14 protein-coding genes are annotated in these 17,879 nt (G+C 64.3%); 10 read left to right on the forward strand and 4 right to left on the reverse strand.

Going from position 1 to position 17,879, the window contains the following annotated elements; translation table 11 throughout:
* The first annotated feature begins 7 nt into the window (after positions 1-7).
* From greA to recJ, 3 genes are read left to right on the forward strand one after another with little or no spacing between them, the layout of a single operon-like run.
* Positions 8-472, forward strand: coding sequence for a transcription elongation factor GreA (gene greA / locus AC1KVG_RS00110; RefSeq protein ID WP_172453391.1), 465 nt, complete (start codon positions 8-10; stop codon positions 470-472).
* A gap of 43 nt (positions 473-515) precedes the next feature.
* The gene (locus AC1KVG_RS00115; protein ID WP_317062816.1) at positions 516-1,436 is read left to right on the forward strand and encodes a phosphoglycerate mutase; all 921 of its coding nucleotides are present in this window, start codon (positions 516-518) and stop codon (positions 1,434-1,436) included.
* Positions 1,433-3,172, forward strand: a complete 1,740-nt coding sequence (gene recJ / locus AC1KVG_RS00120) for a single-stranded-DNA-specific exonuclease RecJ (protein WP_481093134.1) — start codon at positions 1,433-1,435, stop codon at positions 3,170-3,172. The genes AC1KVG_RS00115 and recJ overlap by 4 nt, the downstream gene beginning before the upstream one ends.
* Before the next feature lie 780 nt (positions 3,173-3,952).
* Here recJ and AC1KVG_RS00125 read toward each other — a convergent pair.
* Positions 3,953-4,990, reverse strand: coding sequence for a DUF1176 domain-containing protein (locus tag AC1KVG_RS00125; RefSeq protein WP_481093441.1), 1,038 nt, complete (start codon positions 4,988-4,990; stop codon positions 3,953-3,955).
* A gap of 101 nt (positions 4,991-5,091) precedes the next feature.
* Positions 5,092-6,309: an acyltransferase family protein gene (locus AC1KVG_RS00130; RefSeq protein ID WP_481093442.1), complete on the reverse strand. Its 1,218-nt coding sequence runs from the start codon at positions 6,307-6,309 to the stop codon at positions 5,092-5,094.
* Between the two features lie 152 nt (positions 6,310-6,461).
* Between AC1KVG_RS00130 and AC1KVG_RS00135 the strand changes: the two genes are divergently transcribed.
* From AC1KVG_RS00135 to rpfC, 6 genes are all read left to right on the forward strand, one after another.
* Positions 6,462-7,385: a LytTR family DNA-binding domain-containing protein gene (locus tag AC1KVG_RS00135; RefSeq protein WP_481093135.1), complete on the forward strand. Its 924-nt coding sequence runs from the start codon at positions 6,462-6,464 to the stop codon at positions 7,383-7,385.
* 222 nt (positions 7,386-7,607) lie between these two features.
* Positions 7,608-8,733, forward strand: a protein-coding gene (prfB, locus tag AC1KVG_RS00140) for a peptide chain release factor 2 (protein ID WP_104591659.1) whose coding sequence is annotated in 2 segments (ribosomal slippage) — positions 7,608-7,682 and positions 7,684-8,733 — 1,125 coding nt in all. Because the reading frame shifts where the segments join, the coding sequence is not laid out codon by codon here.
* A 217-nt stretch (positions 8,734-8,950) separates the two neighbouring features.
* The gene (gene lysS / locus AC1KVG_RS00145) at positions 8,951-10,468 is read left to right on the forward strand and encodes a lysine--tRNA ligase (RefSeq protein WP_481093136.1); all 1,518 of its coding nucleotides are present in this window, start codon (positions 8,951-8,953) and stop codon (positions 10,466-10,468) included.
* 138 nt (positions 10,469-10,606) lie between these two features.
* Positions 10,607-11,743, forward strand: coding sequence for a cyclic di-GMP phosphodiesterase response regulator RpfG (gene rpfG, locus AC1KVG_RS00150; protein WP_006451240.1), 1,137 nt, complete (start codon positions 10,607-10,609; stop codon positions 11,741-11,743).
* A gap of 10 nt (positions 11,744-11,753) precedes the next feature.
* Positions 11,754-12,371 carry an RpfH protein gene (locus AC1KVG_RS00155; protein WP_481093137.1) on the forward strand — a complete coding sequence of 206 codons (618 nt, stop codon included), beginning with the start codon at positions 11,754-11,756 and terminating at the stop codon, positions 12,369-12,371.
* A gap of 7 nt (positions 12,372-12,378) precedes the next feature.
* Positions 12,379-14,553 (forward strand): sensor histidine kinase RpfC, encoded by a 2,175-nt coding sequence (gene rpfC / locus AC1KVG_RS00160; protein ID WP_481093138.1) that lies wholly within the window; start codon positions 12,379-12,381, stop codon positions 14,551-14,553.
* A 13-nt stretch (positions 14,554-14,566) separates the two neighbouring features.
* Here rpfC and rpfF read toward each other — a convergent pair whose 3' ends face one another.
* Positions 14,567-15,436: a diffusible signal factor synthase RpfF gene (gene rpfF / locus AC1KVG_RS00165; RefSeq protein WP_268211683.1), complete on the reverse strand. Its 870-nt coding sequence runs from the start codon at positions 15,434-15,436 to the stop codon at positions 14,567-14,569.
* Positions 15,437-15,614: 178 nt separating this feature from the next.
* Complete coding sequence (gene rpfB, locus AC1KVG_RS00170) at positions 15,615-17,297, reverse strand: fatty acyl-CoA ligase RpfB (protein WP_481093139.1); 1,683 nt, start codon at positions 17,295-17,297, stop codon at positions 15,615-15,617.
* Between the two features lie 97 nt (positions 17,298-17,394).
* Between rpfB and AC1KVG_RS00175 the strand changes: the two genes are divergently transcribed.
* The gene (locus AC1KVG_RS00175; RefSeq protein ID WP_481093140.1) at positions 17,395-17,844 is read left to right on the forward strand and encodes a nuclear transport factor 2 family protein; all 450 of its coding nucleotides are present in this window, start codon (positions 17,395-17,397) and stop codon (positions 17,842-17,844) included.
* The last annotated feature ends 35 nt before the right edge of the window (positions 17,845-17,879 follow it).

Genomic DNA, 17,879 nt, shown 5'->3' on the forward strand with positions numbered 1-17,879 from the left:
AGCACCCATGACCGCGAAGGGCGCCCAGCGTCTGCGCGAAGAACTCGATCAGCTGAAGTCGGTCAAGCGCCCGGCGGTGATCAGCGCGATCGCCGAAGCGCGTGCGCACGGCGATCTGAAAGAAAATGCCGAATACCACGCCGCGCGCGAGCAGCAGAGCTTTATCGAAGGCCGCATCAAGCAGCTGGAAGGCGAGCTCTCGCATGCCGAGATCATCGACATCACCAAGCTGTCGGCCGGCAACAAGATCGTGTTCGGCGCCACGGTGACGCTGGCCGACACCGAGACCGACGAAGAGAAGCGCTACCAGATCGTTGGCGATCTGGAAGCGGACATCAAGCTGGGCATGATCGCGATCTCCTCGCCATTGGCACGTGCGTTGATCGGCAAGCTGGAAGGCGATTCGGTCACCATCGACGCGCCGGCCGGCCAGCGCGAGTACGAAGTCGTCAGCGTTGCCTATCTAGATTGATTGCCTGGACTGATCCACTGCCATTGATCGACGCCACCGACCGATGACGACCGCAACGCTGCTGCTGCCGGAAACACGCCGTCTACCCGGCGAGTTGGGCGACACGCCGGTGGCGCGTGCGCTTGCGCGTGCCGACCAGCAAAGCACCGAGTCCGGCGAGGTGGCGCAGTTGCAACGCCACTTCAGCTTGACGCCTGCGCAGTGGCCGGTGGCCGCGCTGACCCGTCAGCTCGATGCCGGCGATGCCGCCGGTGCGACCTGGGTACGTGCCGATCCGGCCTATGTGGTGCCGGACATGCAGGGCGCGCGGTTGATGGGGTATGGCGAGGCGCTTGGTCCCACGGCAGAAGATCTGGAGGTGTTGTTGCCGATCCTCAAGCCGATGTTCGGCGATGCCGGGTTTCTGCTGGATGCGCCAACGCCCTCGCGCTGGTATCTGCGGCTGTCGCCGGATGCCAAGCTGCCGGAATTCGCGCCGCCGGATCTGGCGATCGGCGACGACTTGTTCGAGCATCTTCCCGCCGGCGATGTCGGCCGGCGCTGGCGCGCGCTGTTGACCGAAGCGCAGGTGCTGCTGCATCAACATCCCTGGAACGAAGGCCGCGTGGCCAGTGGCAAACCGGCGATCAATTCGCTGTGGTTCTGGGGCGGCGGCGTTCTGCCGCATGCGGTGAGTTCGCCGCATCGGCAAGTGCGCAGCCGTGAGTCGCTGCTGCGTGCGCTGGCCCTGGCGGCCGGTGCCGATGCGCAGGGCGAACAACGCGTGGATGCCTTGGTGGATCTGCGTCATCTGCGCTCGCTGCAGCAATTCAGCGACGACGCGGTTGCCCCGTTGCTGGCGGCGATGGCGCGTGGCGAGTTGGATCGGCTGGTGCTGGATTTCCAGGACGGGCAAACCGTCTCGCTGACGCACGCGCAACGCTGGCGTTTCTGGCGCAAGCCTCGCTTACAGCTGGCGCAATGACGTCCACTCTGCAGATCGTCCGGCGCCCGCCCGGGCAGGCCGGCAGTTGGCCCGATGCCATGTTGCCGCTGTTGCGCCGCATTTATGCCGCGCGTGGTGTCACCGATACGCACGGCGCGCATCCGCGGTTGGGGCAATTGCTGTCGCCGGAGTTGTTGCATAACAGCGACGTTGCCGCCGAGCTGCTGGCCGATGCGATCGCACACCAGCGCCGCATCCTGGTAGTGGGCGATTTCGATTGCGATGGCGCCACCGCGTGCGCGGTTGGCGTGCGCGGCTTGCGCATGCTCGGCGCGCTGGATGTTCATCACGCAGTGCCCAATCGCATGGTGCACGGCTATGGCCTGTCGCCTGCGCTGGTGGACGAACTGGCCGCGTTGCAGCCGGATCTGCTGGTCACCGTCGATCACGGCATCGCCTGTCACGCCGGTGTGGCCGCAGCCAAGGCGCGCGGTTGGACCGTGCTGGTCACCGACCACCATTTGCCCGGCGAGGTGTTGCCGCCGGCCGATGCGATCGTGGATCCGAATCTGGCCAACGACACCTTCCCGAGTAAATCCCTGGCCGGCGTCGGGGTGATCTTCTACGTGCTGCTGGCATTGCGCAGTGTGTTGCGCGCGCGCGGCGCATTTGCCGAGCGCGCCGAACCGGATCTGTCGGTGTTGCTGGATCTGGTCGCGGTCGGCACCGTCGCCGATCTGGTGCCGCTGGACACCAACAACCGTGCGCTGGTCTCGGCCGGCTTGCGCCGCCTGCGCGAGGGCAGGGGCTGTATCGGACTGCGCGCCCTGATCGATGCCAGCGGTCGCGATGTGGCGCGCCTGAGCGCCAGCGACATCGGATTCGCGCTCGCCCCACGCCTCAATGCCGCGGGCCGGCTCGAAGACATGGCCTTGGGCATCGAGCTATTGCTCAGCGAAGACTGGAGCCGCGCACGCGAGATCGCCGGCACCTTGGAGGAGATCAACGCAGAGCGCCGCGCGGTGCAGCAGTTGATGACCGACGACGCCGAGCAAGCCGTCACCAAGGTGGTGCTGGATGCCGATGGCGCATTGCCGATCGCGGCCTGCCTGTTCGATGCCGAGTGGCATCCCGGCGTCATTGGATTGGTCGCTTCTAAACTCAAGGACCGCCTGCATCGCCCGGTGATCGCGCTGGCGCCGGCCGAGCCGGGCAGCAGCCTGTTGCGCGGCTCGGCGCGGTCGATTCCCGGCCTGCATATCCGCGATGTGCTGGCGGCGGTGGATGCGCGCCACCCGGGCCTGATCCAGAAGTTCGGCGGGCATGCGATGGCGGCCGGGTTGAGCATGGATCACGCCGCGCTGGCCACGTTTGAACAGGCATTCCGGTCGCAAGTGCAATCGATGGTGGATGCCTCGCTACTGCACGCCGAACTGCACAGCGATGGCGAACTGGCCGCGCACGAACTCGATCACCTGCATGCCGAAGCACTGCGCGTGGCCGGGCCGTGGGGGCAGGGCTTTCCCGAACCGTTGTTCGATGGTCGGTTCGAAGTGCTGCAGTGCCGCGTGCTCAAGGAGCGCCATCTCAAGTTGACGCTGCGTTGCCCCGGGCGCGCCGAACCGCTCAATGCGATCCACTTCAATGGCTGGCGCGGCAGTGAGCCGGGTCGCATGGTGCGGCTGGCCTATCGCCTGGTCAGCGACGATTATCGCGGCGGCACGGCGGTGCAATTGATCGTCGAACATTGCGAGCCGGCAACCGTCACTGGCTGATCTGCGGGCTCAGCGTTCTTTCTACGTTTTGTTGGCTGCACCTGGCCTCATCTGGAGGTTTCCAAGCCGCGTTGGTCGAGGGCGCGGTGTCCTCACCGCACCGCTCGCGGGACACGCCGTGAATCCGTCCGTGTAGGGCGCTGAGGGTACGGTTCTAAGCGCGCGGCTGTCAGTCGCTGGCTTCGGTAGGGGCGGCAGCGCGGCCGGGGATCGGCTCCTCGGCTCGGTCAGACATCCTGTCTGACTCGCCGCCGCGGCACATCCCTGTGCCGCTCTCCGCCAATCCCCGGCCACGCTGCCGCCTCGGCTTGTCGTCTCCATGACCTGATCAAGGCAAGCCGATTGGTCATCTTGTTTTCCAGTGACCCACGCGATTCGCGATGGCAAGTCTGTAGGTGCTTTCTCGAAGGCCTGTGGGAAGCTGATCGGACGCGCCGTGATCCGAGAAACACGCGTCATGCTCTGCTAGCAACCACGCACACCGACCATCTTCGATGGTCCTTGCCCGCCCACCGTCGCGGGACCTTATGCGGCATGGATGCCGCATAAGAGCCTACACGGATGTACTTGCGGCGTGTCCTGCGATGGTGGGCGGGCAAGGGCCCCGCAGCCAGACCGCAGCCCAGCCGCTCTGCACTGGAAGGCGCAGTCACAGGTGGCATGTGCGCGGTGGTGTGCGGCAAGTGGCGCACGCCTGATAGCTGCGAAATAGTGTCGTTCGCCGCTTCAAAGCGTCTTGCAAGACAGTGCAAGCGCACACGCGCACTGTCCTCGCCTCGATCAAGGTGACTTCTTGACCTCGGTCACCAGCGTCGGCAATTCCCACGCGCCGCCCGCGGCCACCAGCCGGCACAGGCCGGAGGTGGATTTGGAGGTCGGCACAAACCGGCGGCCGTCCCAGGTCCAGCTGGCCTGGCTGTAGCAATCGCCCAGACCTCGCCCCTTGTGCGATGCGAGGATGGTCGCCTCATCCAGATCGCTGGCCTGGGTGGTGATCAAGGTGGGCGCGAACGGCGTCCGTGCGTTGATGACCCAGTAGCCGGTGCCGACGTTGTAGGCGCCCATCCAGCAATCGGTCGAGACCAATAATTTGTCGCTGCTGAGCCGGGTGATGGTCAATGGCTCCGCTGCATCGCTGGCTTCCAGCCCCTTGCATTCGTCGTTGGCCGGCAAGCTGGCACGCAGCGCCTGATAGAGCGCCGGCAGTTTGCCCAGGCGCGCATCGGCCGCTTGCGGCGCGGCGAGTTTGGCTTCGCGCACCTGCGGTACCGGCACGGCCGGCAGCACGGCGGCTTCGTCGCGATCGCCCTTGCGCACCAGCGCACCACGCGTGCCCAGCCGGCCCTGGAATTCGTCCATCTTCAGCAGCACCGCCGCCGCGCCGCGATCGGACAGCTGCCAGCGGCGGCCATCGTTGCCCACCGCCACGATCGTGCTGCTGCGGGTCAGCGCGGCCAGCAGTGCGGTGACCTGCGCGTTGGTCAGCGGCGCGGTGCCGCTGTCGCGATTCAGCGCCAGCTTGCCCAGATCGCGCTGGTCGATGCGCAATGTGAGCGACGCCGGCATCTTGACCTCGTCGTACTGGCCCAGCATCAACTCGGCCGTCACCGCTTGCCCGGCGCCGGCCTTGCGGGTCAACAGCACCGACACCGGCGTGCTGTCGCCTTCGTCCCGCTGGTAACCGGCAGCGCGGCAGGTGCGGGTGTTGTCGCAGGCGATGGTCCAGTCTTCATGGTCGAAGGCGATGCCGACCGGGGCCTCGGCAAGGGCGGCGACGGGCGTCAGCAACAAAGCGGCGGCAAGCAGGGTGGGGCGCATGGTGTTCTTCGAAAGAGCGTGTCCGGCGCGCATCTTGCGTTGCTGCGGATAGGCCGTCCAGTCCATCGCGCGCCAAACAGCGCCATCGGTGCGCAATGCGTTCATGACGGCATCGGCATGACGTCGACCTGCCTCGCCGAACGCTGCGTGCGCCCACGCAGTCCGAACAAGGGGCGTAGCCAGCGCACGCGGCGGATCGCACATTCATGCAGTGCCAGACAGCCGATCACGGTAGCGGCAATCACCAGCGCCGGCTCCAGCCAGGCATTCAAGTGCAACGGCATCAGCCAGTAGAGCACCACGATGATCAGGCTCTGATGCAGGATGTACCAGGGAAACACGGCTTCGGTGCAGTACGGCAGCCAGCGGAACGGACGGTTCAAACTGTGCCTGGCCCAGCCAAGAATCGTCAGCAGCGCCAGCCAGGTGTAGGCGGCACGTGCGCTATGTTCGATCGTCTCCCACGGCAAAAACGCAGTCAGCGTTGCACCCAGTTGCGCCGGTTGTCCATGGATGCCGACATAACGGATTGCCAGTTCGGTGCCGATCGCCAATAGCGCGGTGCCGAGTGTGAGCCACCGCAGCCGCACCGCCCAAGCCCAGAAGCGCTCGCGACGTGCCAGCAGGTACCCCAGCACAAACAGCGGGAACGATTCGGCATGCACGAACCAGTCGCCGACCAGCGCGTGGGTCGGCGGGTGGCGCGGCATCACCCACAGCACGCAGAACGCTTCCCACAGGATCGGCAACAGCAGCAGTGCCGGTACCGCCAGCGCAGCGGGCAAGCGAGGCAACGCGGCCAACCGCAGCCGCGTTGTCAGCGACACCAGCGCCATCAACGCGACGGTATAGGGCAGCAGATAGGCCAGATACCACAGATGGTTCCAGGTGATGCCGTGCTCCCAGCCATCGAAGCTGCCGGCCGGCCACGGCCGCACCTGCCAATAGCGCAGCAAGAAGGTTCCGAATCCCGGACTGACCTTGCCGTTGCTCACGCCCTGGCAATAGGCCTGCACCGCAACCACCACGAACATGCCGAACAGCAACGGCGGCAGCAACCGCCCGCAGCGCTGCAGCGCGAAACGCCAGGGCCGGGCCTGCGGCCGCGCCAGCCCGATCGCAATGCCGGAGATCATGAACAGCAACGGCATCCGCCAGCGATTGAGCACGATCATCGGCCACTGCAACCATTGTGCGGTGTGCACGCTCTTGAGGTGGAAATCCCAGTCGGCCACATAGGCCATGCCCACGTGATAGAGGATCAGCAGTGCAAAGGCGAAGACGCGCAAGGCGTCGATATCGTGGCGGCGCTCGGTCATGGTCGTGTCGGTTGAAGGCATGCCTGCATCCTCGGCAGATCCGGCGCTACCCAGCTGTACCAAGGGTGGCAACGCTGTCCCTGAGTGACCAGTTGCGGTACTGCAGGGACGAACCGGGGACGGCAGGCGGGCGGTTTGCCTAGAATGCGCGGATGAATTCACCAGCATCCGGGGCCATTCCACCCGATACCGGCAGCAACGCCAGCGCGGGCAAGCGCTGGGTGGCGTTGATCTGGCTGCTGGTTTTCTATGGCAGTGCGCTCGGCAACACCGCGACCGCATGGCTGGCGGCGCGTCGCGATGGTCAGCCGTTGCTGCTATGGCAGGTGCTGACCTGGGAGCTGAGTAGCGCAACCGCCTCGTTACTGCTCCTGCCGCTGTTGCTCTGGCTATGCCGGCGCTGGCCGTTGCATGCCGATGTCTGGCAGCGGCGCATTCCGCTTTATATGGCGGCCGGGCTGGTCTGGTGGTTGCTGCACGTCAGCGGCATGGTGCTGCTGCGCAAGCTGGTCTATCTCGCGGTGGGGGCGCACTACGACTTCGGTGGCTGGCGCTTGCAGTGGGTGTACGAACTCTCCAAGGATCTGCGCACCTTCGCCTTGCTGGTGGCGCTGCAACACACGCTGGCCTGGTATGGGCGGCGTCGGCAGGGCGAGGCGCATCTGCTGGCCGCGCCGGACGAAGGCGCGCCGGTGGAGCCGCTGGATCGCCCGCGACGCTTTCTGGTGCGTAAGCTGGGACGCGACTTCCTGGTCGCCACCGCCGATATCGAATGGGTCCAGGCTTCGGGCAACTACGTCAATCTGCACGTACGCAGCCACGACTACCCGCTGCGCAGCACCATGGCCGCGATTGAGGCCAAGCTCGATCCGGCCGTGTTCGTGCGTATCCACCGCAGCTACCTGGTGAAGCTGGCACGTGTGCAGGCGATCGAACCGCTGGAATCCGGCGATGCCCGCGTGCACCTGACCGATGCAACGGTACTGCCATGCAGCCGCCGCTATCTGGCTGCGTTGCGGACAGTGGCCGGGCAGGCGCCCGTCGCGCAACGTGTCGAGGCTGCACCGGCTGGCTGAGTGGAGCGGCGCCGATCGTATGCAATGCCGCCTTTGTCCGGCCTGGGTCAGTCAGCGCCCCGGCACCTGACCTGTGCGCCGGCCCGGCTGCCGACTGCAGCGGCCGGCGCTTATCGATGCTTGCTGTGCCCGCAGAACGCTGCGACCCGGCATGGCCACCGCCGCGTTCCGCCGCCGCCGCCCGCTTGCTAAACTACCGGGCTTGTTTGCCGGAAGTCCGTCATGATCGAAACCAATCCGATCCGCCAGCGCATCACCGATCTCAACGATCGCGTGCTCTCGCTCAGGGGGTATCTTTGACTACGACGTCAAGAAAGAGCGTTTAGAGGAAGTCACCCGGGAGCTTGAAAACCCCGATGTGTGGAACGATTCCGAGCGCGCGCAGGCCCTGGGCCGCGAGCGCTCGATGCTGGAAAAGACCGTCATCGGCATTGCCGACGTGCTGGCCGGCCTGGCCGACGCCGCCGACCTGCTGGAGCTTGCCGAAAGCGAGCAGGACGAAGACACCGCAGTGGCGGTGCTTGCCGACCTGGACAAGTATCAGGTGCACGTCGAGAAGCTGGAATTCCAGCGCATGTTCTCCGGCCAGATGGACGGCGCCAATGCGTTCGTCGACATCCAGGCTGGCGCCGGTGGTACCGAGGCACAGGACTGGGCCGAAATCCTGTTGCGCATGTATCTGCGCTGGGCCGAGTCGCGCGGCTGGAAGACCGAGCTGATGGAAGTGTCCGGCGGCGAAGTCGCGGGCATCAAATCGGCCACCATCCGCATCGAAGGCGAGTTCGTCTATGGCTGGTTGAAGACCGAAATCGGCGTGCACCGGCTGGTGCGCAAGTCGCCGTTCGATTCGGATAACCGCCGGCATACCAGCTTCACCTCGGTGTTCGTGTCGCCGGAAGTGGACGACAACATCGAGATCGACATCAACCCGGCCGATCTGCGCACCGACGTGTATCGCTCCTCCGGTGCCGGTGGTCAGCACGTCAACAAGACCGAATCGGCGGTGCGTATCACGCATATTCCGACCAACACCGTGGTGGCCTGTCAGACCGGCCGCAGCCAGCACCAGAACCGCGACAACGCGATGAAGATGCTGGCCGCCAAGTTGTACGAGCTGGAAGTGCAGAAGCGCAACGTCGAACGCGACGCGCTGGAAGCCACCAAGTCCGACATCGGCTGGGGCAGCCAGATCCGCAACTACGTGCTCGACCAGAGCCGCATCAAGGATCTGCGCACCGGCATCGAGCGCAGCGATACGCAGAAGGTGCTCGACGGCGATCTGGATGAATTCGTCGAGGCCAGCCTGAAGGCCGGTCTGGCGGCAGGCTCCAAACGCCTGGATGCCTGATCGCTGTGCGAGGTCGATGTGACTGCGCGCATCGACCTCGCACAGCCTGCGGCCGCAATGCGTCCTGATCGTGCAGCGGCTGCAGATTGCCCAACAGTCGACACCGCTGCACCGCGCAGTCGTCACAGTCCCACCGTAAAACAAAGCAGGAACCGGCAAGCCGGTTCCTCACTCCCCACCGGGCACGCGCCCGACCCACAGCAGATCGATTCCCGCCATGACCGAGCAGACCCCCGCGCCGCAGATCCCCGCCGACGAGAACAGCCTCATCGCCGAGCGTCGCGCGAAACTGGGCGCGTTGCGCAGCCAGGGCATCGCCTATCCCAACGATTTCGTGCGCGAACAGTTCGCCGGCGACCTGCAGGCCGAATTCGCCGATGCCGAGACCTGGACCCCCGAGGCGTTGGAAGCCAGCGCTCGCACGGTCAAGATGGCCGGCCGCCTGATGGCCAAGCGGGTGATGGGCAAGGCGAGTTTTGCGCAGATCCAGGACGAATCCGGGCGCGTGCAGCTGTTTCTGCAGGGCAATGTGCTCGGCGATGCCTACACCGCCTTCAAGGGCTGGGATGTTGGCGACATCGTGGCAGTGGAGGGCGGGCTGACCCGCACCAAGACCGGCGAGCTGTCGGTCAAGGCCACTGCGCTGCGCTTGCTGACCAAGTCGCTGCGCCCGCTGCCGGACAAGTGGCACGGCCTGTCGGACGTGGAGCAGCGCTACCGGCAGCGCTATGTCGATCTGATCGTCACCCCGGAAGCGCGCGAGGTCTTCATCAAGCGCTCCAAGATCATCCGCGCCATGCGCGCCTGGCTGGACGCGCGCCGCTTCCTGGAAGTGGAAACGCCGATGATGCATTACATCCCCGGTGGCGCCACCGCCAAGCCGTTCACCACCCACCACAACGCGCTGGATCTGGATCTGTATCTGCGCGTGGCGCCGGAGCTGTATCTCAAGCGGCTGGTGGTCGGTGGGCTGGAGCGCGTCTACGAGATCAACCGCAATTTCCGCAACGAGGGCGTGTCGACCCGGCACAACCCCGAGTTCACCATGCTCGAACTCTATGAGGCCTATGCCACGTACCACGAGATCATGGACCTGACCGAGCAGGTGATCCGCGACACCGCGCAGTCGGTGCTGGGCACCACCCAGGTGAACTGGGATGGCGCCGACATCGACCTGGCGCCGGCTTTCCGGCGCTGGCGCATGGATGAGGCCGTTCGCCATCACAACCCGGACATCAGCGCGGCCGATTGTACCGATCGCGCTGCGCTGCTGCGCCATTGCGAGCGCCTGAAGATCAAGGTCAAGCCGTCGTACGGCTGGGGCAAGCTGCTGCTGGAAATCTTCGAAGCCACCGTGGAGCACACCTTGGTGCAGCCGACCTTCATTACCGATCATCCGGTCGAAGTGTCGCCGCTGGCGCGTTCCAGCGACACCGAGCCGGGGTACACCGATCGCTTCGAGCTTTTCATCAACGGCAAGGAACTGGCCAACGGCTTCTCCGAGCTCAACGACCCCGAAGACCAGGCCGCGCGCTTCCAGGCGCAGGTGCAGGCCAAGGAGGGTGGCGACGACGAAGCGATGCATTACGACGCCGATTACATCCGTGCGTTGGAGTACGGCATGGCGCCGACCGGTGGTCTGGGCATCGGCATCGACCGCCTGGTGATGCTGCTGACCGGCAGCACCTCGATCCGCGATGTGCTGCTGTTCCCGTATATGCGTCCGGAAGCCTGATGCTCTGCGCCGTCGGCTCGCCGACGGCACAGATACTGCATATGCTTGAGCGGAGCCCCGAATGGCGTATCGTCGGGGGAGTCGGCAGTACCGTCGGCGTTATCGCTTTCCCGTTCTCGAGACAGAGGAGCAACGGCTATGCAGGATGTTTTAGGGAATCCGGTCGGTGTATCGTCGACGGATACATGGGGAAGCTGGTCGGAAAAGGCGGATCTGGGATTGAACATCGTTATTGTCGATGACCAGATGTCTGCGCGGACGATGCTGCGTCACGTCATCGAAGACATCGCACCGGAGTTGAAGGTCTATGACTTCGGTGACCCGCTCGACGCGCTTGCCTGGTGCGAAGCCGGACGCGTGGATCTGCTGCTACTCGACTATCGCATGCCGGGCATGGACGGCCTGGAGTTCGCCCGCCGGCTACGGCGGCTGCCAAGCCATCGCGATATTCCGATCATCCTGATCACCATCGTCGGTGACGAACCGATTCGTCAGGCCGCACTGGAAGCGGGCGTGATCGACTTCCTGGTCAAGCCGATCCGCCCGCGCGAACTGCGCGCGCGCTGCGCCAATTTGCTGCAGCTGCGTCAGCAGAGCGAAAGCGTCAAGCAACGCGCGCTGTCGCTGGAACAGCGCCTGCTGGCCAGCATGAACGAGGTCGAAGAGCGCGAACGCGAAACCTTGTCGCGGCTGGCGCGCGCCATCGAGTACCGCGACTCGGGGACCAGCGCGTTCCTGGAGCGCATGTCGCATGTGGCCGGCCTGATCGCCGAGCAACTCGGCCTGTCGGAAGAAGAGGTGCGCATCATCGAGATGGCCGCACCGCTGCACGACATGGGCAAGATCGCCATTCCCGATTCGGTGCTGCTCAAGCCGGGCAAGCTCACCGACGACGAGATGAGCATCATGAAGCGGCATCCGCGCATCGGCTACGAGCTGCTCAGCGGCAGCCAGAACCGCTTCATCCAGGTCGGCGCCCTGATCGCGCTACGTCACCACGAACGCTACGACGGCACCGGTTACCCGGACGGACTGGTGGGAGAGGCGATTCCGCTGGAAGCGCGCATCGTAGCGGTGGCCGACGTCTTCGACGCCCTGCTGTCGCCGCGCCCGTACAAGGAGGCCTGGACCATGGACGCTGCGCTTGCGTATCTGTACGCCCAACGCGGCCGCCTGTTCGACCCGCGCTGCGTGGATGCGCTGCTACGCGGCCGCGCGCAGCTGGATCAGATCTGCGGGGAGTTCTCGACCGCATCGGCACGACCCGGGGTGTGAAGTGAAGGCGGTGCTTGGCCAGCTGCGCGCTCGACTCGCCCGGCGTGCCGACAGCGAGCATGGTCAGGCGCTGGTGCGCATCGTGTTGATTCTGCTGATCCTGGTCTATGCGCTGACCTTCGCTCAGCAGTGGCAGGTCTCCAGGCACCAGCTGCAGCAGCTGTTCTGCCTGATCGCCATCGGTCAGGGGATGGCGCTGGTGCTCTTTGGCTGGATTGTTGCAAACCCACAGCGCTCGCATCTGCGTCGCACGCTAGGGATGCTGTCCGATTACGGCTTGATCGGGCTGGCGATGACCTGGATGGGGGCGCCAATGGCATTCTTGTATGTCGTGTTGCTTTGGATAACGATCGGCAATGGGCTGCGGTTCGGTAGCGAGGCTCTGCACAACGCAGTGGCCATGGCCACGCTCAGCTTCGGCACAACGCTGGCCAACAGTAGCTATTGGCAGGGTCGGCTTGGCTTGGCGATCGCGCTGCTGGGTGCGTTGATCGTCATTCCTATGTCATTGTTGCGTACGCTGCGCGAGCACGACCAGGCGATCATTGAGCCACCGCCCGCTGCAGGTGTCGACGCTGCGACGCAGCACGGAAGGATCCCAACCCCATCGACGCCACCGCGCGTCTGAGGCGTCTATGAAGTTTCCACTGCCATGGTTGAAGCAACGTCTGTCAGGACGGGCGGACACGGAGCACGCGCAAAATCTGGTCCGTATCATCATCACCACCCTGTTTATTTCTTACCTGGGCTGGCGCTACCAACATACGCACGGCGACACGCTGGTTGCCACTTGGTTGATCCTGGTGGGCGAGCTGGTGGTGTCGCTTGGCCTGATGGTGGCGATCCTGCTGCGACCGCAGGTGTCCCACACGCGGCGCCTGATCGGCATGCTGCTGGATTACACCTGCACCGGTGCCATCATGGCGATCCAGGGCGAGCCTGCCTCACCGTTGTACGCAGTGTGCATGTGGGTGACCATCGGCAACGGTCTGCGCTACGGCAGCAACTATCTGCGCGCCGCTACGGCAATGGGCAGCCTGTGCTTCCTCAGCGCCATCCTGATTTCACCTTATTGGAAAGCCAATCCATACCTGAGCTGGGGCTTGTTGCTGGGCCTGATCGCCGTGCCGCTGTACTTCGATTCGCTGTTGCGTGCGATGACACGGGCGGTGCGCGAGGCGCGTCATGCCAATCAGGCCAAGAGCCGTTTTCTGGCCAATATGAGTCACGAATTCCGCACGCCGCTCAATGGGCTGTCGGGCATGACCGAAGTGCTGGCAACCACGCGCCTTGATGCTGAGCAGAAGGAGTGCGTCAACACCATCCAGGCGTCGGCACGCAGCCTGCTGTCCCTGGTCGAAGAAGTGTTGGACATTTCAGCGATCGAGGCCGGCAAGATTCGCATCGACCAGCGCGATTTTTCGCTGCGTGAGCTACTCGGCGCGATTGGACTGATCCTGCAGCCGCAGGCCAGGGCGCGAGGCTTGCACTACAGCACCCAGGTTGCTGCCGACGTTCCCGATTTGCTTAAGGGTGACAATGGTCATCTGCGGCAGGTACTGCTCAACATCGTGGGCAATGCCGTCAAATTCACCGAGCAAGGCCATGTGCTGCTGCGGATCACGCGAGTGTCCGCCGGCAGTGCACTGCGACTGCGGTTCGATGTGGAAGACACCGGCATCGGGGTGCCGCTGGATATGCGGTCGCGGCTGTTCGACGCGTTCGAGCAGGCCGACGTTGGCCTGTCGCGGCGTTATGAGGGGACCGGGCTTGGCACCACCATCGCCAAGGGGTTGGTGGAGGCAATGGGCGGCAGCATCGGGTTCAAGGAGAACCAGCCCAGCGGTAGCGTGTTCTGGTTCGAACTGCCGATGGCGATCCGCGCACCTGTGCAGGCGGCACCCGCACAGGTGTCTGGCGGCGCACTCGTGGGAACGCAAGACGAACTGGAAGCCTCCAACGTCATCGCGTTCTCCAATCCATTTCTGCGTCATCGCGCGCGCGTGCGCAGCATGCGCATGTTGGTGGCCGACGACCACGAAGCAAACCGCATGGTGTTGCAGCGGTTGCTGGAAAAGGCCGGGCACAAGGTGAGGTGCGTCAACGGCGCCGAGCAGGTGCTGGACGCAATGGCTGAAGAAGATTTCGATGCGGTCATCGTCGATCTGCACATGCCGGGCATGAGTGGTCTGGACATGCTCAAGCAATTACGGGTAATGCAGGCCAGCGGAATGCGTTATACCCCGGTTGTGGTACTGAGTGCCGATGTCACGCCCGACGCGATTCGTACATGCGAACAAGCCGGCGCGCGTGCGTTCTTGGCCAAGCCGGTTGTTGCAGCGAAGTTGCTGGATACCTTGGCCGATCTGGCTGTCAGTACGCGGCTCTTGGTCACGCCGACAACAAGTGTGCAGATCCCGGACATGTTCGATGGTGTGCTCGATGCCAGTGTGCTGGACGAGCTGGCTGCACTGGGTATGGGAGATGAGTTCGAACACCAGTTCGTGCGTCAGTGCCTGGAAGACGCGCAGAACTGCGTCGGTGCGATCGAGCGTGATGGAACCCGTTCGGATTGGGAGCAGTTGCGTGAGAGCGCGCATGCATTGCGTGGCGTTGCCAGCAACCTGGGTCTGGCGCAGGTTGCCGGTAGCGGGGGCGAATTGATGCGCATGGCCGACTGGCAATTGCAGGCAGAGTGGCGGCAGCGGCTGTCTGCGTTGCGCGGCCAATTGCAGGCCGGAAAGGACGCACTCGACGCACGCGTGAAGCGCGCCAAGGACGAAGAGTGCTCCCCCCGTAATAGCGAATAGGGCGGCCGGCGCATCAGCCGGCATCGAGTCCCGAGCGGCGCGACTGCGCTCGTACCAGTCGGTCCATCGTGCGCAGCGATTTTTCGCCCAACTGCATCGCTGTATCTACCCAGATCTCGGTGATGCGCATCATCTCTTCCAGCGGTACGGCGGTGGTCATTTCGCGTACCTGCTGCATCGCTGCCCATGCGTGCGGCGTACGCTTGCTCTCACGGATCACCTGTTCCACTGCAGCCACACCCTGGCCGCGTGGGACCACGCGATCGATCAGCCCCATGGCGAGCAGTTCTTCAGCCGAGTACAGATTGCCATTGAGCATGATCCGCTGCGCCAATTGCGGGCTGACGCGCTGGCACATAAAAGAGTAGGCACCCATGCCCGGGAACAGATCGAACAGGACTTCGGGCAGCCCCATCATCACGCCTTCCTCGGCAATGATGGTATGGCAGCTCAATGCCGCCTCGAAACCGCCGCCCAGCGCATTGCCCTGGACCAGAGCGATGCTGTGCGCACGTGCGCCGAGGCCAACGTGAAACGCGTGCACCCCGCGCACGCAACGCTGCGCGTAGTCGAGCAAGCGGGCGCGATCGCCTTCGCGAATCAACTGGCAGAACAGCGCCAGATCACCGCCAAGGTTGAAAACGTCGCTGTCCGATGCCAACACCACGTGTGGGGACGTCGCACCGGCATGGAGAAGGCGCTGGCCGAGCTCGACCTGGTAGCCGGTGATGTCGTCGACCAGGCGCGAAGAGAAGCAGGCGCGACCTGGATTTATGGCCAGATCGGCATGCATGTGAATCCAGTAGACGTCGCGTTGCAGTTCTTCGATGACGCGTAGGGTGGAACCGATCGTGGTGCGAACAAAAGGTTGAACTGCAGACATGGTGGTTCTCCGTGAAGACCGTCCGGCCGGCCGCCTTACGGACGGAGAGTGAGAGGAACGAGGAGCGTGCGCCGACAGCTGATTCTATGCGTGCAAAAGCAAGCGCCCGCAAGGCCTTGCGGCATTGCGGGCGCGAGATGATGGCTGAACGGCCTCGATCCTGCGATGGCAGGTAGGATTACCCCTTCGGCGCGTCCCGCAGCTCGCGACGCAGAATCTTGCCGACGTTGGTTTTCGGCAATTCCTTGCGGAATTCGATCACGCGCGGCTGCTTGTAGCCGGTCAGGTTGGCGCGGCAGTGCGCCTTCACGGCCTCGGCGGTCAGGGCAGGGTCCTTCTTGACGATGACGGCCTTGACGATCTCGCCGGACTTCTCGTCCGGCACGCCCACGGCGGCCACTTCCAGTACGCCTGGCATCTCGGCGATCACGTCTTCGATCTCGTTCGGATACACGTTGAAGCCGGAGACCAGAATCATGTCCTTCTTGCGATCGACGATATAGACGAAGCCTTGCTCGTCCATACGTGCGATATCGCCGGTGTGCAGCCAGCCCTCGGCGTCCATGACCTTGGCGGTTTCTTCGGGTTTCTTCCAATAGCCCTTCATCACTTGAGGGCCCTTGATGCACAGCTCGCCGATCTCGCCGATCGCCAGCTCCGCACCGGCGTCGTCCTTGATGCAGGCATCGGTGGACGGAATCGGCAGGCCGATCGAGCCGTTGTAGTCCTTCAGATCCATCGGGTTGATGCAGGCGGCCGGCGAGGTCTCGGTCAGGCCGTAGGCCTCGACCAGGGTCAGGCCGGTGACCTTCTTCCAGCGTTCGGCGACCGAGCGTTGCACCGCCATGCCGCCGCCGAGGGACATCTTGAGCGAGGAGAAGTCGACCTGATCGAAACCGGGCGTATTGAGCAGGCCGTTGAACAGCGTGTTGACGCCGGTGAAGGCAGTGAAGCGGGTCTTCTTCAATTCCTTGACGAAGCCGGGCATGTCGCGCGGGTTGCTGATCAGGTGATTGCAGCCGCCGATCTTCATGAAGACCAGCCCGTTCGCCGTCAGTGCGAAGATGTGATACAGCGGCAGCGCGGTGATCACCACCTCGTGGCCTTCTTCCAGCTTGCCGGTGCTGGCCAGCCACTGGTGCGCCTGCTGCATGTTGGCGACCAGGTTGCGGTGGGTCAGCATCGCGCCCTTGGCCACGCCGGTGGTGCCACCGGTGTATTGCAGGAAGGCGATGTCGTCGGACTCGATCTGCAGCGTCGGAACTTTGTGTTTGCGGCCCAGCGCGAGCGCGTCACGGAAACGGATCGCGCCCTTGAGGCGATACTCCGGCACCAGCTTCTTGACGTACTTGACGACGAAGTTGACCACCGCCGCTTTCGGGAAGCCGAGCATGTCGCCCAGGCCGGTAGTGATCACCTGCTTGACCGGGGTGTCGGCGATGACCTGCTGCACGGTGGTACCGAAGTTGTCGATGACCACCAGTACGCTGGCGCCGGAGTCGATCAGCTGATGCTTCAGCTCGCGCGGGGTGTACAGCGGATTGACATTGACCACGGTCAGGCCGGCACGCAGGATGCCGAACGTGGCGACCGGGTACTGCAGGCAGTTGGGCATCATCAAGGCGACGCGATCGCCTTTTTTCAACTGCAATTCGCCAAGCAGATAGGCGGCAAACTGCTCGACCAGCTGATCGGCTTCGCGGTAGGTGATGGTCTTGCCGAAGCTGTGATACGCGGGGCGATCGGCGAAGCGCGCGACCGACGTGGCGAACACTTCCGCAACGGTGCGGAACTGCTCAAGATCGATCTCGGCGGCGACGCCGGCCGGATAACTCTGTAACCAAGGACGTGCCTGATTCATCTGCCCCCCTCCAGGGTGTTCGGTGCGTGACGCGGTGTGTTCCACGGCACGACTGCAAGTGGCAGCATACCGTCATGCATGTAAAAGGCGAAGTGTGATGCAGGGCAGCATTCAACTGCGATGGCGATACTGGCTCGCCGTACTGTGCATGCTTGCGCTCATCGGTTGCGCACGGCCTGCGCCGGAACAACGTTTGCGCGCGACGCTGGAGCAACTGCATCAGGCGATCGAAGCACGCGAGATCGGCGATGCGATGGCGCCGGTGGCCGAGGATTTCGTCGGCGAACAAGGACTGGACGCAGCCGGTCTGCGGCGATTGATGCAGCTGCAGATGCTGGGCAATCAACAGATCGGCGTGACCTTGGGGCCGGTGGATGTGCAACTGCGCGGTGACACCGCAAGCGTGCGTTTCACTGCGTTGCTGACCGGTGGCAGCGGGCGCTGGCTACCCGAGCAGGCACAGACGTATCAGGTGACCACCGGCTGGCGATTGCAGGGCGGCGACTGGCAGCTGTATCACGCGCAGTGGGAGCCGACCGGGCCTTGAGCGCTTGCCTGAAACGACACTCCCGCCAAGCGGCG

The sequence above is a fragment of the Xanthomonas sp. NCPPB 3959 genome (genome assembly GCF_056675575.1).

Coding starts and splice junctions, on each gene's coding strand:
- AC1KVG_RS00125 (WP_481093441.1), bottom strand. CDS start 4,990: ATGCGCCCCACCCTGCTTGCCGCCGCTTTGTTGCTGACGCCCGTCGCC.
- AC1KVG_RS00135 (WP_481093135.1), top strand. CDS start 6,462: ATGAATTCACCAGCATCCGGGGCCATTCCACCCGATACCGGCAGCAAC.
- rpfG (WP_006451240.1), top strand. CDS start 10,607: ATGCAGGATGTTTTAGGGAATCCGGTCGGTGTATCGTCGACGGATACA.
- lysS (WP_481093136.1), top strand. CDS start 8,951: ATGACCGAGCAGACCCCCGCGCCGCAGATCCCCGCCGACGAGAACAGC.
- recJ (WP_481093134.1), top strand. CDS start 1,433: ATGACGTCCACTCTGCAGATCGTCCGGCGCCCGCCCGGGCAGGCCGGC.
- AC1KVG_RS00115 (WP_317062816.1), top strand. CDS start 516: ATGACGACCGCAACGCTGCTGCTGCCGGAAACACGCCGTCTACCCGGC.
- rpfF (WP_268211683.1), bottom strand. CDS start 15,436: ATGTCTGCAGTTCAACCTTTTGTTCGCACCACGATCGGTTCCACCCTA.
- AC1KVG_RS00130 (WP_481093442.1), bottom strand. CDS start 6,309: ATGACCGAGCGCCGCCACGATATCGACGCCTTGCGCGTCTTCGCCTTT.
- rpfB (WP_481093139.1), bottom strand. CDS start 17,297: ATGAATCAGGCACGTCCTTGGTTACAGAGTTATCCGGCCGGCGTCGCC.
- rpfC (WP_481093138.1), top strand. CDS start 12,379: ATGAAGTTTCCACTGCCATGGTTGAAGCAACGTCTGTCAGGACGGGCG.
- greA (WP_172453391.1), top strand. CDS start 8: ATGACCGCGAAGGGCGCCCAGCGTCTGCGCGAAGAACTCGATCAGCTG.
- AC1KVG_RS00175 (WP_481093140.1), top strand. CDS start 17,395: ATGCAGGGCAGCATTCAACTGCGATGGCGATACTGGCTCGCCGTACTG.